Genomic DNA, 15,603 nt, shown 5'->3' on the forward strand with positions numbered 1-15,603 from the left:
CATGACCATGGATATTCACGTGCGCGAGGGCGACGTCGAGCGTCTGGCGCTTCGTAGCTACACCGAAAAGGCGTATCTCGACTATTCGATGTACGTCATCCTTGATCGCGCCCTGCCCAACATCGGCGATGGACTGAAGCCGGTGCAGCGCCGCATCGTCTATGCCATGCGCGAGCTGTCCCTGACGGCCAGCGCCAAGTACAAGAAGTCGGCGCGTACCGTCGGCGATGTGCTGGGCAAGTTTCACCCGCACGGCGACAGTGCCTGCTATGAAGCCATGGTGCTGATGGCGCAGCCCTTCAGCTATCGCTATCCGCTGGTGGATGGCCAGGGCAACTGGGGCAGTCCCGATGACCCCAAGTCGTTTGCGGCAATGCGCTATACCGAGTCCCGTCTGACGCGCTTTTCCGAGGTGCTGCTCTCCGAGCTGGGGCAGGGCACCGTGGACTGGATTCCCAACTTCGACGGCACCATGAACGAGCCGGCGGTACTGCCGTCGCGCCTGCCGCATGTGCTGCTCAACGGCGGCTCCGGCATTGCCGTTGGCATGGCCACCGACATTCCGCCGCACAACGTCACGGAAGTGGTCGAGGCCACCGTGCACCGTCTGCGCCACCCGGACTGCAGCCTCGACACCCTGTGTGAACTGCTGCCGGCGCCGGACTTCCCCACCGCCCCCGAGATCGTGACGCCGAAAGCCGATCTGCAAAAGCTCTATACCACCGGGCGCGGGTCGGTACGCATGCGGGCGCGCTATTACCAGGATGGCAGCGACATCATCATCAGCGCGCTGCCCTGGCAGGTCAGCGGCGCGCGCGTGCTGGAGCAGATGGCCGCCCAGATGCAGGCCAAAAAGCTGCCGATGGTGGCGGATCTGCGCGATGAGTCGACCCATGAAGAGCCCACGCGGCTGGTGATCGTGCCGCGCTCCAATCGCGTCGATGTCGAGGCGCTGATGGATCATCTCTTTGCCACCACCGATCTCGAAAAGAGTACGCGGGTCAACATGAACCTGATCGGGCTGGATGGTCGCCCGCAGGTCATGTCGCTGGATCATCTGCTTGATGAGTGGCTGACGTTTCGGCGCAATACCGTGCGCCGGCGTCTGGAGCATCGTCTGGGCAAGGTCGAGGATCGTCTTCACATTCTTGAAGGCCTGCTGATCGCCTATCTCGATCTTGATGAAGTCATCCGCATCATCCGGGAAGAGGATGAGCCAAAGCCCGCCCTGATTGCCCATTTCGGCCTCAGCGAGCGCCAGGCCGATGCCATTCTCGAGCTGCGCCTGCGTCATCTGGCCAAGCTTGAGGAGATGAAGCTCAAGGGCGAGCGCGATGAGCTCGAGCGCGAGCGCAAGCAGCTTGAGAAGCTGCTGGGCAGCGAGAAGGCCATGACCAATCTGATCGAGCGCGAACTGCGCGCCGACGCAAAGGCCTATGGTGACGAACGCCGCAGCCCGCTGGTCGTGCGTCAGGAAGCGCGGGCGCTGTCCGAGGTCGACCTGCTCGGTGCCGATCCGATTACCGTGGTGGTGTCCGAGAAGGGCTGGATTCGAGCGGCCAAGGGTCACGATATCGACCCGAAGAGTCTCTCCTACAAGTCCGGCGACAGCTTCGCCTTTGCCGCCCACGGCAAGACCAATCAGCCGCTGGTGCTGCTGGAGGACAGCGGGCGGGCCTATACGCTCGCCGCCCATCAGCTGCCGTCGGCCCGCGGGCAGGGGGAACCGGTCTCCGGCCGGGTCAATCTGGCGGCCGGATCGAAACTGCGTGCGGCCATGATCGGCGCCCCCGCGCAGCGCTATCTGCTGGGCAGCGACGGCGGCTACGCCTTTAGCGTGGCGCTCGAAGAGATGATCGGGCGCAGCAAGTCCGGCAAGGCGGTGGTCAGTATTCCAAAGGGGTGCGACATCCTGATGCCGCTGCCGATCTCGGGTGAGGCGCAAAGGGTCGCCGTGGTCTCCAACGAGGGCCGTCTGCTGGTGTTTGACGTCGGTGAGCTGCCGGCGCTGAGCAAGGGCAAGGGCTCGCGCATGATGGACATCACCGGCGCGCGCGCGGCCAACCGGGAAGAGTTCGTGCGTGACTGGATCGTGCTGGACGCAGGCCGGGCGCTGGTGGTGCATGCCGGCAAGCGCAAGAAACGCCTGGCAGGCGATGAGCTGGCCGGGTACGTGAGCAGTGCCGGCAAGCGCGGCATGAAGCTGCCACAGGGCTTCCAGAAGGTGGATCGGCTGGAGGCCGAATAGCCTTTACGCCGGCAGATAAATGTCATTTCAAAGGCCGGTGGGGCAGCCCCCGGCCTTGAGCTTTTCCCCTTGGGTGTGTGAGTGAACAACATGACGCAAAGGCTGCTGGTACGTGCCACCGGTCGGGTTGAACCGGGGCAGTTGGCCACTGTGAGCCGGATGCTTGATGACAGCGGTGTTCGGCTGCTGGATATCGATCAGCGGGTCACGCTGGGTCAGACCGTGTTTGAGGTGCTGGTGGACGGTGATGAGGATGCCTCGACGCTGACGCAGCGTCTTCAGGCGGCCTGGCCGGCCGTCGAGAAAGAAACGGGACTTGAGCTGTCGCTGCTTGAGATCGATCAGCAGGCACAACAACGCTGGCAGTCGTTGAACCAGGCCCCGGTTCTGGTCATGACTCTCATGGCCACGCATTTTTCGGTGGATCTACTGGCGCAGGTCGATCAATTGATAAGCCGGTGGAACCTTGGAATCGAGCGAATTCAGCGCCTGTCCGGGCCATCGTCGCTGGTTGAGGCAGCACCCGCTGAAGGGGTCTGCTTCGAGTATCATTTGCGTGGCGAGGCGGTGGATACCGGTGGGCTCAGGCAGGCGCTGTTGACCCTTGCGACAGGGCAGGGGGTCGATATTGCCCTGCAGGAAGAGAACCTCTGGCGCCATCAGCGCCGTCTGATCTGCTTTGACATGGACTCCACCCTGATCAAGGCCGAGGTCATCGATGAGCTGGCGCGTCGCCACGGCGTTTTTGATGCGGTCGCGGCGATTACCGAACGGGCGATGCGCGGGGAGATCGACTTCCAGCAGAGCTTTCGCCAGCGCATGAGCATGCTCAACGGGCTCAGCGAATCAGTGCTCGAAGAGGTCGCCGAAGGACTTGCGCTGATGGACGGTCTGGAGCGCCTGATGACCAACCTCAAGCGACTGGGTTATCGCACGGCCATTTTGTCGGGCGGCTTTACCTACTTTGCCCGCTATCTGCAAAAGCGCCTCGGCTTTGATGAGGTCCATGCCAACGAGCTGGTGATTGACGAAGGCGTGGTCACCGGAGAGGTCCAGCTGCCAATCGTGGATGCCGAGCGCAAGGCCGTACTTTTGAAAGAGATCGCCGAGCGCCACGGTATTGCCCCCGAGCAGACCGTGGCCGTGGGTGATGGTGCCAACGACCTGAAAATGCTGGCAGGCGCCGGGCTGGGCATTGCCTTTCATGCCAAGCCACTGGTGCGTGAGAAGGCGCGCATCTCGGTCTCTACTCTGGGGCTGGATGCCATTTTGTATCTGCTGGGTCACGACGACCGCACGCTGCAGCAGGGATAACGCCCGCTCGCCGGGTCTTGCACTCAAGAAAGCCGGTAACATGCCGATATCCGGGGCATTTAGGCACTCAGGCCTGCTCGGTGGATGATCTCATGTTTCCGGATTCCAATCTCAATGCAAGCAAGGCGCGCCATCTGGACATCAGCGCGCCTGATCAAATCGTCGAGACCTTCGCCGACCTGACCGGTAATGATGCCCGGCTGTCGATACGCTTCGAAGGCCTTGATGTTCAATATCCCGTCACACTGGCCCTGCTGGATCGCGACCTGCATCAGTGTGTGCTCAGGGCCAACAACCTCGAGGATCTCGAGTCACTGCTGACCCAGCGCCTTCCCTTCTATCTGGACATCCAGCACACCTCGATGTCGATGACCAGCGCCATGATGCGCCCGCTCAAGGTCGACGGGCAGGCGGACCGGATCGATATTCGCTCGGCGCTGCCCGTCTCGCTCAAGCTGACCCGCCAGCGCAATCTGTTTCGGGCCACGCTCGAGCGCGGCATGAAGGTCAACATGCTCATGACCGCGCAGCGCGGCGGCAGCGAGGTCGAAGGGCGGCTGGTGGATCTCTCCATCGGTGGCTGTCTGATTGCGGTGTCGGTCAACGATGCCATCAATTTTCAGATCGGCATGTCACTGCATCGCCTGCGAGCGGTCTTTCCCAGTTCGGAGGCCTTTGATGCGGCCGGCTGCGTACGTCACATGCGTTGTAGCGATAACAGCAACGATGTGCTGGTCGGGGTGGTCTTTGACGCAAGCCTTGCCGATTTTGAACGCCAGGTGTGGTTCTACGTGCGCGAGATCGAGCGTGAGGCCGTGCGTCTGGAAGCGCCACCCGAACGTGTCGTGGCGCCTTCGCGGCTTTTTAACGAAGGCAGTGCTGCCCTTGAGATGGACGCCGTGTCGACACCTCAGGAAGAAGCGCTGGCGGCGCTGCCCCTTTTTGATAACGTCAAAAATATTGCCCGCGCCCTGGGCGTTCAGCTGATCAACCTGCAGGCCGGCCTGAGTCTTGAAACATCGGTGCTGTGTGAGCAGGCGCGACTGCTGCTGTCACTGCTGCAGGAGGATCGTCAGGCGCTGCTGTATGCGCTGGCCTGTGTTGAACGTCACTCCACGCCGCTGGTCTGTCACGGTCTGCTGGTCGCCACACGACTGGCGGATATGGAAAGTGGTGATCGCACCACGGAGCAGATCGTGCAGATGATGGCCTGCGCGATGGTGCATGACTTTGGCAAGATCCTGCTGCCCGAGCACGTGCGGCTGCATCAGGGAGCCATGGATGCCTCGACGCTTTCCCACCTACATGCCCACGTGGAACTTCTGCGCTTTCGCATCGAGCGTGACGGGTTCTCCGCCGACATGCGCCGCGACGTGCTGTTGAGTATCAATGAGCGGCTTGACGGCAGCGGCTACCCGCGCGGGTTGGACGGGCACTCGCTGAATCGACTGGCGCGCATGGCCGCCGTCGTGGATGTCATTGATGCCATGGGTCGGCCTCGCGGTGACCGTCCGGCGTGGCTGGCGCTGGACATCTATCGCCACATCTTCAATGCCGGCAGTCAGTTCGATACCGCCTGCGTCAATCGATACGTCAAGCGCTACGGCTTCACGCCGATCGGCTCGCTGGTGGCATTTTCAAGCGGTTTTCAGGCCTGGGTCATGCGTCTTGATGCCAGGGGGCTGCCGTCGCGGGTCCGGGTGGTGCGTGAATTGACCCACAACAACAGCATGAACCAGGTGCTTGAGGGTGCAGATCTGGTACAGCTCGGCACACTTGAGGGCGGTGTGGGGCGTCACGACAGCACCATGACGCCCTGGTGAGGCGTCAGCGCGAGAAGGTTGCCTTGTCGGTTTCTACCATCTCGACGGTAGCACTCATGCGCTCGCCCAGATGGTCGTTGACGGTGGCCAGCAGGGCATTGGAAAGCGCAAGGCGCTGTTCCTGCGACCGTCCAGCAAACAGCCGCACCTGCAGCGAGGCAAAGGGCCTTTGCTCGCCGCCCTGGCGGGGATGGGACAGGGCAAGTGTGGCCACCTTGATCGCGCGGGCCTCGAAAAGGCCGGAATCCAGCGCGCAGCGGTGCAGGGCGTCTACCAGCGGTTCGAGCGTGTCATCGCCGATGTCGCGGGGATGGTGCAAAAGCAGTGTGGGCATACCGATGTCCCGTGATGAAGGTCTTTCAGCGCCATGGTGTTTTCAACCATGGTCGCGCTGATGGGCCTTCTTGCGTTTTAGATAGTCTTCGTCTTCGCGTACCTGGATCCAGACCTTTTCGAAGATGGCCGCCGACTCGGCTTTCTCCTCGTCAATCTGGCGCTCGCGAATCTCGCCATTTTTATCGTATTTGCGCCCGCCGGGATAGTTGGCGTAGCGCCGGGCGCGGGTATGGCCCATCTGAATGAACTTGCGCGCCATGTCCATGCCGACAAAGTCATCGCGGGCGCGATAGTCTTCAAACATCTCCAGAAGCTTTTGCGACGAGGCCCGGGCGTCATCGGGTGTCTTGAATCGCCAGTGGGGCAGCAGCTCGCTCTTGTAGGGTTCAACGGTGAGCACGCCCTGTTCGCCGCGGCCCACGCGGTAGTGCCCGGGGTGCTTTCGGCAGTCCGGCTTGTCGCCCTCCTCCTGCTGTGGCTGACCGGGCAGGGCCTCTTTTGACTTGCTCATGCGTTTGTCCTTTCATCCATCGGTATTGCCCGGCAACTCATCCATGAAGTCATGCTGAAATACCAGAGCACGCCGCGTGCCCGGCAGTGGTCAATGTCATGCGTTATCAGCCATGATAGTTCAGCTCATCAGACAGGAAAGCGGTAATGCCATTACGATTCCAGAGAAAAAGCTTGTCACATCGATACGCCGGAGTCTCGGTGACGCGAGCACGCACGCTGATGCTGGCACTGCTGCTGGGCAGCGGCGCCATGCAGGGCTGCCAGGCCGGCGCCACCTCGCCGTCGTCGTCTTCACCGTCAGAGCAGGCCGCGGCAGAGAAGCCTGATAGGGCAGGTGACAGCGACCCACAGGCGAGCACGGCGACTGCCGAGACGGCATCAAGGGAAAGCGATGATCAAACGCCGGCCGAGCGTGAATCCTTCGATCAGTGGGTCAGCGATTTTCGCCAGAAGGCGCGTTCGGAAGGCATTTCGCAGACCACGCTGAATGAGGCGCTGGCCAACGTGCGCTACCAGCCCCGTATTATCGAGCTGGATCGCTCACAGCCCGAGTTTACCCGGGGCATCTGGGAGTATCTGGACAGCGCGGTCTCCTCGACTCGAATAGACAACGGTCGTCAGAAGCTGGCCGAGCATCGCAGCGCCGCCGATCAGGCGCAGTCGCGCTACGGCGTGCCGGGGTCGGTCATTACGGCCATCTGGGGCATCGAGAGCAACTACGGCAGCAACTTCGGCAGTTTCTCGGCCATCGATGCCTTTGCCACGCTGGGCTATGAGGGTCGGCGTCACGCCTTTGCCCAGGAGCAGCTGCTCGCGGCCCTTCGCATCATTCAGGAAGGCGATATCGATCGCGAACACATGCTGGGGTCGTGGGCCGGCGCGATGGGCCACACCCAGTTCATCCCCACCAGCTTTCTGGCCTATGCCGTGGATGGCGACGGTGACGGTCGGCGCGACATCTGGGGCAGCATCACTGACGTGATGGCCTCTACCGCCAACTATCTGGCCAAAAACGGCTGGCAGCGCGGTCAGCCGTGGGGCGTTGAGGTTACCCTGCCAGAAGGCTTTGACTACACCCGAACCGAGCTGTCCACACGTCAGTCCACCCAGGCGTGGCAGGGACAGGGCGTTCGCGCCGTTGAGGGCCAGTCGCTGCCGAACTTCGACCAGGCCTCCGTCATTACCCCTGCCGGTGCTCAGGGGCCGGCATTTCTGGTCGGTCCCAACTTTCGCGTCATCATGCGCTACAACAATGCCACCAGCTACGCTCTTGCCGTAGCGTATCTTTCCCAGCGTATCGATGGCGGGCCGGGCGTTCAGGGCGACTGGCCGCGCGATGTCAAACCTCTGACGCGTTCCCAGACAAGGGAGATGCAGAGCCTTCTGAATCACAAGGGATTTGGTACCGGCACGCCGGACGGCATCATGGGACCCAATACCCGGGAAGGGCTGCGGACATGGCAGCGCAGTGTGGGCAAAACGCCGGATGGTTTTCCCAGCAGCAGCGTGCTGGAGGCACTGCGCCAGCCGTGAAAAAAATCGGGCAGGGTTAGACAAAAGTCGATGTGACGATTCATCACACCTTCAAGTACCCCCTGCCCGTGATCGACTAGGCTTATTGATGAAGGGAGTCACTTATAAGCGTTGGCTGTTAGACGACAGTGTTTTGCTGTCGCTGCCACGCACAGCCGGAGAATCATCATGAAGGCGACGCGCAACAACCCGTACGGGGTCATTCCTCCTCATCTACTGAATTACCTGATCGAAAACGGTGATGATCGCCAACGCCGTTGCGCGCTGAACACCCTGTCGCTGGATTCACGTTTCAGGGCCCGCACCGAGCGCCATACGGCACCTACCGATGCTCGCCGTGGCCGGCAGGGGGAACCACTGCGCTATATCTTTGATGCCGGCAATACCATGGAGCTGCCGGGACGCCAGGTGCGGCGTGAAGGGCAGGGCAGCACCGGTGATGAGGCCGTGGATGAGGCCTACCGCGATCTTGGCGCTACCTATCGCTTTTTCTGGGAAATCTTTGAGCGTAACGCCATCGATGATGAAGGTGGCGCGCTGCTGGGCACCGTCCATTACGGTGAGGATTACCAGAATGCCTTCTGGAATGGCTATCAGATGGTCTTTGGCGATGGTGATGGCGAGATCTTTCTCTCCTTTACCCGCGCGCTTGATGTGGTGGCGCATGAGCTGACCCACGGCATTACCGAGCGTGAAGCCGGGCTTGTGTACTACAACCAGTCCGGGGCCCTGAACGAATCCGTGTCGGATGTCTTCGGCGTCATGGTGGCCCAGTATGATGCCAACCAGACGGTGGAAGAGGCCGACTGGTCGATCGGCGGGGCACTGCTGGCGCCGGGGATCAATGGCACCGGGCTTCGTTCGATGTCCGATCCGGGCACGGCCTACGATGATCCGCTACTGGGCCGCGATCCGCAGCCGGCGCACATGCGCGATTTTGTGGAAACCAACGAGGACAGCGGCGGTGTCCATATCAACTCGGGGATTCCCAATCGTGCCTTCTATCTGACCGCCATGGCACTGGGGGGCTACAGCTGGGAGCGCGCCGGGCGCGTCTGGTACGCCACGCTCACGGATGACCGGCTGGCCAATGATGCCGAATTCGAGGATTTTGCCCGCCTGACGCTGGACAACGCCGAGCGCCTTTTTGAAGGTGATGAAGTACGCGAGGCCGTGCGGGACGGCTGGCAGGGTGTAGGAGTCAACGTGTGAGCTATCAGCATACCCTGGGCGAGCGGGCGCGCGTTCGTCTGGCACGCGAAGGCGGCGTCGCCTATATGCCGGCGCTGGCCCGCCCTCGCGAGATCACCTTTCACGAATGCTCGCTGTCGCAGCGCAAGAAGGTCTGCAGGCTGCTGGATGAAGTCGAAGGCCTGAAGTGTCCCGGTGATCAGGCCGGGCAGGGGGACCAGCGCTATTTCCGCATTGTCATCATGCCGGTGGGCAACGACAGCGATGTGATTACCCTGCATGTGCCCGAGCGTCGGGCACCGGAAGCGCTGGTGTCGCTGTGGGAGAGCGGGCCCAACGACTGACGGGCTGCTCGATCACTCGGCTTCAATGCGTCATTTCAGGCCTGAATCGGGGTCTTGGCCCGTTCTCCCGGCACCTCGCGCACCAGTCGCGGCAGCAAAAAGCCCGGCAGCTGTTCTCTGAGCCTGTCGTGCAGCGCCCCGGCCTCACTGTCCGGCACATCAAAATGCGCCGCACCTGCCACGGGATCCAGCACGTGAAGGTAGTAGGGCAGAATACCGGCCTCAAAAAGCCGCTCGGACAGTGCCCTGAGTACTTCGACATCATCATTGACGTCACGCAGAAGCACGCTCTGGTTGAGCAGCGTCACGCCTACCCCCCTGAGCCTTTCACAGGCTTTCATGACGCTGTCGTCAATTTCATTGGCGTGATTGATGTGCAGCACCATCACCTTTTGAAGCCGCGTGTTCGAAAGCCATTCAAGCATCGCATCATCGACCCGGTCGGGAATCACTACCGGCAGGCGGGTATGCAGGCGTAATCGCTTGAGATGGGGGATGGCGTCAAGCTCACCGACCAGCCAGGCCAGTCGGGCATCGCTTGAGACCAGCGGGTCACCGCCGGAGAGAATCGCCTCGATCAGCGAGTCATCCTCACGCAGATAATCCAGTGTCCTGCCCCACTGCGCGCGGGAGGCGGCGTGATCCTCATAGGGAAAATGGCGACGAAAACAGTAGCGACAGTTGATGGCGCAGGCGCCACTGGTAATCATGAGCACGCGGGCGGCGTACTTGTGAATCAGCCCGGCTGCCGGGGTATGATCGGCTTCTTCGAGTGGGTCGGTCACATAGCCTGCGACCGCGTGCGTTTCATGCTCGAGTGGCAGCACCTGACGCAGCAGCGGATCATTCGGGTCGCCCTTTTTGATGCGTGATAGATAGGCCTGCGGCACCCGCACCTCAAAGGCCTGATGACCGCCTTCAGCGCCCGACAGCCAGCGTTTGTCCAGCCCTGCGGCGGCCAGAAGCGCCTCCGGGTCGCGAATGGCGCCGGAAAGCTGCGACTGCCAGCTGCCTCGGGGGGCGCTGTTGTCGCAGTCGGCGGAAAAAGAGATAGTCTGCACAGGCTGCATGGTTCGCGTTATCATCGCACATATTCCGAGGCTTCGAAGTCGGCGCGCCTTCATGGGCGACGACCCGGAGCCTTATGGTCATTCACTGTCCCCGCAGGCCCCGATGCTACGGGCGGCTGCGAACAACAACGAGGCGTTATGGCAAGCTATTCTACCAACGAATTCAAGGGCGGTCTGAAAGTGATGCTCGACGGCGACCCCTGCAACATCGTCGAAAACGAGCTCGTCAAACCCGGCAAGGGCCAGGCCTTCAACCGCGTCAAGCTGCGCAATCTGATGACCGGGCGTACCTGGGAGCGCACCTTCAAGTCCGGCGAATCGCTGGAAGGCGCCGATGTGCTCGATATCGACATGGAGTATCTCTACAACGATGGCGAGATGTGGCACTTCATGAGAACCGACGGCTCCTTTGAGCAGTTCGCCGCCGATAAAAAGGCCGTCGGGGATACCGCCAAGTGGCTCAAGGAGCAGGTGGTCTACACCATTACGCTCTGGAACGATAACCCCATTTCGGTGACCCCGCCCAACTTCATCGAGCTGGAAGTCATCGAAACCGACCCGGGTCTCAAGGGCGACACCGCCCAGGGCGGCTCCAAGCCGGCCACTCTGACCACCGGTGCCATGGTACGCGTCCCGCTGTTCATCAATCAGGGTGAAACGCTCAAGATTGATACCCGCAGCGGCGAGTACGTCAGCCGCGCGTAAGACGCTTGTTTGAACGACGGCAATCGCCGGGCCCCATGGCCCGGCGATTGCGTTTTATCCTGTTTCATCAATGGATGATCCTGCATGAGTGCTGATGACTGGCGCCCCGGCGCTACCATGGAAGTATTGCGCGCGCGTGCAGGTCTGATGCGCCGCATCCGCGGCTTCTTTGAAGCCCGCGACGTGCTCGAGGTGGAAACCCCCGTACTGGGGCACGCCGGCAGCAGCGACGTGCATCTGGATTCCCTTTCCCTGCAGGCGACAACGCCGGAGGGGCCCACTCGGCTGTGGCTGCAGACCTCGCCCGAATACCACATGAAGCGTCTGCTGGCGGCCGGCAGCGGTCCCATCTTTCAGCTCGCGCGCGCGTTTCGCGATGGTGAAACAGGCCGGCGTCATAACATCGAGTTCACCATGCTGGAGTGGTATCGCCCCGGGTTTTCGCTCGAGGATCTGATACGCGAAGTCGCCGGGCTGATCGAGACCGTACTGGGGGCGCCGCTGACGGCGCTTCGACAGCGCGCCTATCGTGACCTGTTCCGGGAATATCTCTCGATCGACCCCTTGAGCGACACGCCGGAGACGCAGGCGGCCCTGCGTGACAGTGCCGCCCGCTACGCAGGAACCGACACCACCGCCTGGTCGCGCGATGACTGTTGCGATCTTTTGATGTCGCTGGTCATCGAGCCACAACTGGGGCGGGGCGGCCTTGATGTGGTGGTGGACTATCCGGCCTCGCAGGCGGCACTGGCGCGACGGCGACCCGACAAGGATGGCGCGCTGGTGGCCTCGCGATTCGAGGTCTATCTGGAGGGCATCGAACTTGCCAACGGCTTTGATGAGCTGACCGATGCCGATGAACAGCAGGCACGTTTTGAGGCGGATAACCGCCAGCGCCAGTCTCTGGGCAAACCGCCGGTGGATGCCGATCAAAGGCTTCTCGCAGCGCTGCGAGCCGGTATGCCACAGGGCTGTGGCGTGGCGCTGGGCGTTGATCGCCTGATCATGCTCGCCTTTGGGCAGACAGATATCGACAGTGTCATGGCGTTTGGCACCGCCAGATGCTGATCGGGCAATCAGCACGCCGTCTGGTTTCGATATCGCAGTGATGAGGATGCCCCGAGCCCGGCCCTGAAGGAGGTGCAGGCTCGGAGCCTTGCAGAGGGGGCGTATCAGGCGTGCGGGTCGAGCAGCTTGATCTCGCGAATGTCGATATGCTCCCACACCCTTTGCGTTACGTAGGGCTCGGTCTCGAGCCAGGCGTCCATGGCTGCCCGGTCCTGAAACTGAAAGTGGGCGTTCGAGCCGATCATTTTGCCGTTGTCATCGACAATGACCCCGCCGCTGATGAAGTGCCCCTGATGATAAAGCTCACGCAGGGCTGCCAGATGCGCCTCGCGACAGCCCATGCGACGCTCGAGCGCGCCTTCATCCGTGTAGTCCCAGGCCAGCAGGGTAAACTGCGTCATGTCTTGCTCCTTGTCGAAAAAATCAGATGAAAGGGGCGGGGCGCCCCGGTGGTGTCCTGCATGCGACATCCGATCGTCACAATGCGAGTGTTGAAGGGGCCAACATGACCAGTGCCGAAGGCCTCGTCAAACAGGGTCTGCCGGCTGGCCTTTCATCGCCGGCAGCCCGCTGGTGTCGATATGGCCCTCGCAAAAGGGCGGCGTGTGCAGAATATGATGCAAAAGCTCCAGAGCCCCCGGGGAAAGAGGGCGCCCGCTACGCGCGAGCACATGCGTTTCGGCGTTCATGAAAACCGGATGGTCGATGGGCAAGGCGATCAGCTGTTTCTGCCGGATCTCCTTGTGGGCTGCGACCTCGGCCATGAAGGTCACGCCGTCGCCATTGGCGACATAGTGCTTGAGGGTGGCCAGCGAATTGCTGATCAGGGTGGCCTGGAAGTGGCACTTTTCGATGACCTCGACCGTATCGATCAGCTGGCGCAGTCCGAAGCCATGGTCGATCAGCGCCAGCGGCCAGCTCAGAATGTCTGTTACTGACAGGGGGGTTCCTTTTCGGGTCAGAGGGTGGCCGGGTCTGACCAGCAGATGCACGGGCTGGCGTACAGACGCCACGGCATGTATGCCCGGCATCAGGCGAGGCGAGTAGGCCACGCCCAGATGCGCCTGACCTTCAAAGACCTGTCGTACCACTTCATTGACGCTGGCCAGCATCAGGGTGATCTGCAGGGCAGGATGGCGGGTACTGAAACTACCCAGCACGCCACCGGCAAGAATGTCGTTATAGCCTTCGCTGATGGACAGTCGGATCTGGCCGCGCTCCAGACCATCCAGCGCGGCCAGCCTCCCCAGCAGGCTCTGCTCGGAGGCCTGACGTTCCCGATGAAAGTCGGACAGCAGCTCTCCCGCTTCGGTCGGCCTGACCCCGCGACCGTGACGCTCCATGAGCGACATGCCAAGACACTGTTCCAGCTGGCGGATCTGTCGGCTGATGACGGAAGGCTCGATATCCAGTCGGTCGGAGGCACTGCGGATGGAGCCCGCCGCAATCGCTTCATTGAAGTAATGAATGCTGCGCGGACTGAGCTGACTGAACAGCTGTTCCTGAACGATAGACATGGGCATTTTCCTGCGATGGTCTGCACCGGGGCAGACGGCCTTTTTATTGTGCTGGGCTTTCAGGCGCGATCATGAAAACGCTTTGTCTACTATCCATTAGTGTTGCCTTTGGAGCAACACTGCCTTCCTGCCGATGGCATTGCTTCCCCCTGCGCCCTCGTTATGCTGAAAGTGACCTGTGCAGTGCGGTGTCGCTGCCGGGTTGATCCCCGTGGTCGCATGCCATGGCTCATCGCATCCAACAACAACAAGCGATGACCCGGAACATGTCACGACATAACAATATTCAACGAGGGACGCACCATGATACCGCTCAAAGAGCTCCAGAAAGGCGCTCAAGGCGCCGCGTATGGCCTGATGGCCTCCGCCGCGATCAGTGCCATGCCGCTGCTGGCCACGCCGGTACAGGCAGAAACCATCCGCGCCGTAATGCACTCGGGACTGCGTGTGCTTGACCCGGTGGCGACCACGGCCCACATCACCCGCGATCATGGCTACATGATCTTCGATACCCTGCTGGGCATGGACGAGGCGTTTCAGCCGCAGCCGCAGATGGCGGACTGGTCGGTCTCCGATGACGGCATGGTCTACACCTTCACACTGCGGGACGGTCTCAAATGGCATGACGGCAGCGACGTGACACCCGGCGATGTGGTGGCCTCCATCCAGCGCTGGGCCGCACGCGATGGCGGTGGTCAGATGCTGATGGATCATGTCGACAGTATCGAGGCCACCGATGCTCAAACCGTGACCCTGACGCTGTCCTCCGACTTTGCCTACGTCCTCGAGCTGATGGCCAAGCCCTCCTCGATACCGCTTTTTGTCATGCCCACCCGGGTAGCCGAAACCTCACCCGATGAGATGTTGAGCGTCGAGGACCAGGTCGGGTCCGGGCCGTTTCGCTTCGTGGCCGGGGACTATGATCCGGGCAATCGCGTGGTTTATGAAAAATTCGAGGACTATGTCCCGCGCGATGAGCCGGCCAGCTGGCTGGCCGGTGGCAAGGTCGTGAATGTCGACCGCGTCGAGTGGATCAACATGAGCGATGCCCAGACCGCGCTCAATGCGCTCAATACCGGCGAAATCGATTTTCTCGAGGCACCTTCCGTTGACCTGCTGCCCATCCTGCAGGCCAATGCCGATATCGTGGTGGAAAATCTCAACGAGCTGGGCAGCCAGACCATGGGCCGGCTCAATTTCCTCTATCCCCCCTTTGATAACCCCGATATCCGGCGCGCAGCGCTAATGGCCCTGAACCAGACCGATGTATTGGCCTCGCTGGTGGGCAATCCCGAGTATTACTCGACCTGTCCTTCCCTGTACGGCTGCTCGACACCGCTGGATACGGAGGCCGGGGCGCCGGCATCGCTGACCGACAAGGGCGATGCTCAGGCGGCGCAGACGCTGCTGGAAGAGGCCGGCTATGACGGCACACCCGTGGTCATGCTGCAGCCCACGGACTCCCCGACGGTCAGCCCGCAGCCGGTTATCGCCGCACAGCTTTTGCGACGCGCCGGTTTCATGGTTGATCTGCAGCCGATGGACTGGCAGACCCTGGTAACCCGTCGTGCCAGCCAGCAGCCGCCGGATCAGGGCGGGTGGAACATCTTCTTTACCAACTGGGCTCTGCCGGAAGTCTGGAACCCCCTGGTCAACCCCATGCTCAACGGTCGGGGACGCGACGGCGGCTGGTTTGGCTGGCCCGAGGACGAGACGCTTGAGGACCTGCGCGAGGCGTTTGCCAAAGCCGAGACCGATGAGGCGCGCCAGGAGATTGCCGAGCGTCTTCAGGCGCATGCCTTTGAGCAGGTGACCTACATACCGCTGGGAGAGTACGCCACGCCTTCTGCCTGGCGCAGTGATCTAACTGGGGTGCTGCATGCGCCGATGCCGGTGTTCTGGAACCTGTCGCGCGAGGGGTAGATGGCGCGGCTGACCCGG

General features: G+C 61.8%; 14 protein-coding genes. 9 read left to right on the forward strand and 5 right to left on the reverse strand.

The genetic code is table 11. The features are described 5' to 3' along the window. The first annotated feature begins 1 nt into the window (after position 1). The 3 genes from parC to C8D72_RS13695 all read left to right on the forward strand — a co-directional run bounded on the left by parC (position 2) and on the right by C8D72_RS13695 (position 5,385). On the forward strand, positions 2-2,248 hold the full coding sequence (gene parC, locus C8D72_RS13685; protein ID WP_115854975.1) for a DNA topoisomerase IV subunit A: 2,247 nt from the start codon (positions 2-4) through the stop codon (positions 2,246-2,248). Between the two features lie 90 nt (positions 2,249-2,338). After that, on the forward strand, positions 2,339-3,562 hold the full coding sequence (gene serB / locus C8D72_RS13690; protein WP_115854976.1) for a phosphoserine phosphatase SerB: 1,224 nt from the start codon (positions 2,339-2,341) through the stop codon (positions 3,560-3,562). A 92-nt stretch (positions 3,563-3,654) separates the two neighbouring features. Then, positions 3,655-5,385, forward strand: a complete 1,731-nt coding sequence (locus C8D72_RS13695; protein ID WP_147301543.1) for an HD domain-containing phosphohydrolase — start codon at positions 3,655-3,657, stop codon at positions 5,383-5,385. Between the two features lie 4 nt (positions 5,386-5,389). On the opposite strand, the gene C8D72_RS13700 is transcribed toward C8D72_RS13695, so the two are convergent. Both C8D72_RS13700 and C8D72_RS13705 read right to left on the reverse strand, forming a co-directional pair. Continuing rightward, positions 5,390-5,719 carry a 5-carboxymethyl-2-hydroxymuconate Delta-isomerase gene (locus C8D72_RS13700; RefSeq protein ID WP_115854978.1) on the reverse strand — a complete coding sequence of 110 codons (330 nt, stop codon included), beginning with the start codon at positions 5,717-5,719 and terminating at the stop codon, positions 5,390-5,392. 42 nt (positions 5,720-5,761) lie between these two features. Beyond that, positions 5,762-6,232, reverse strand: coding sequence for a DUF4385 domain-containing protein (locus C8D72_RS13705; RefSeq protein ID WP_115854979.1), 471 nt, complete (start codon positions 6,230-6,232; stop codon positions 5,762-5,764). A 200-nt stretch (positions 6,233-6,432) separates the two neighbouring features. On the opposite strand from C8D72_RS13705, the gene C8D72_RS13710 reads away from it, so the two are divergent. The 3 genes from C8D72_RS13710 (at position 6,433) to C8D72_RS13720 (ending at position 9,302) form a co-directional block, all read left to right on the forward strand. Then, positions 6,433-7,767, forward strand: coding sequence for a lytic murein transglycosylase (locus C8D72_RS13710; RefSeq protein ID WP_245955262.1), 1,335 nt, complete (start codon positions 6,433-6,435; stop codon positions 7,765-7,767). Between the two features lie 168 nt (positions 7,768-7,935). After that, positions 7,936-8,979, forward strand: a complete 1,044-nt coding sequence (locus C8D72_RS13715; protein WP_115854980.1) for a M4 family metallopeptidase — start codon at positions 7,936-7,938, stop codon at positions 8,977-8,979. Further along, the gene (locus C8D72_RS13720; protein WP_115854981.1) at positions 8,976-9,302 is read left to right on the forward strand and encodes a protealysin inhibitor emfourin; all 327 of its coding nucleotides are present in this window, start codon (positions 8,976-8,978) and stop codon (positions 9,300-9,302) included. The genes C8D72_RS13715 and C8D72_RS13720 overlap by 4 nt, the downstream gene beginning before the upstream one ends. A gap of 35 nt (positions 9,303-9,337) precedes the next feature. Here C8D72_RS13720 and epmB read toward each other — a convergent pair whose 3' ends face one another. After that, positions 9,338-10,372, reverse strand: coding sequence for an EF-P beta-lysylation protein EpmB (gene epmB, locus C8D72_RS13725; protein WP_245955263.1), 1,035 nt, complete (start codon positions 10,370-10,372; stop codon positions 9,338-9,340). A 138-nt stretch (positions 10,373-10,510) separates the two neighbouring features. On the opposite strand from epmB, the gene efp reads away from it, so the two are divergent. Together efp and epmA are read left to right on the forward strand one after the other, a co-directional pair. Next, positions 10,511-11,077, forward strand: a complete 567-nt coding sequence (gene efp / locus C8D72_RS13730; RefSeq protein ID WP_115854983.1) for an elongation factor P — start codon at positions 10,511-10,513, stop codon at positions 11,075-11,077. An 84-nt stretch (positions 11,078-11,161) separates the two neighbouring features. Next, positions 11,162-12,145, forward strand: coding sequence for an EF-P lysine aminoacylase EpmA (epmA, locus tag C8D72_RS13735; RefSeq protein WP_115854984.1), 984 nt, complete (start codon positions 11,162-11,164; stop codon positions 12,143-12,145). Between the two features lie 104 nt (positions 12,146-12,249). Here the strand turns inward: epmA and C8D72_RS13740 are convergent, their stop codons facing one another. Both C8D72_RS13740 and C8D72_RS13745 read right to left on the reverse strand, forming a co-directional pair. Then, positions 12,250-12,546: a YciI family protein gene (locus C8D72_RS13740; RefSeq protein WP_115854985.1), complete on the reverse strand. Its 297-nt coding sequence runs from the start codon at positions 12,544-12,546 to the stop codon at positions 12,250-12,252. 126 nt (positions 12,547-12,672) lie between these two features. Beyond that, positions 12,673-13,662, reverse strand: a complete 990-nt coding sequence (locus tag C8D72_RS13745; protein WP_170140609.1) for a LysR family transcriptional regulator — start codon at positions 13,660-13,662, stop codon at positions 12,673-12,675. Between the two features lie 303 nt (positions 13,663-13,965). Between C8D72_RS13745 and C8D72_RS13750 the strand changes: the two genes are divergently transcribed. Beyond that, complete coding sequence (locus C8D72_RS13750; RefSeq protein WP_115854987.1) at positions 13,966-15,585, forward strand: ABC transporter substrate-binding protein; 1,620 nt, start codon at positions 13,966-13,968, stop codon at positions 15,583-15,585. Positions 15,586-15,603 lie beyond the last annotated feature (18 nt).

This window comes from Kushneria indalinina DSM 14324 (assembly GCF_003385845.1).
GTDB classification, from domain to species: Bacteria; Pseudomonadota; Gammaproteobacteria; order Pseudomonadales; family Halomonadaceae; genus Kushneria; species Kushneria indalinina.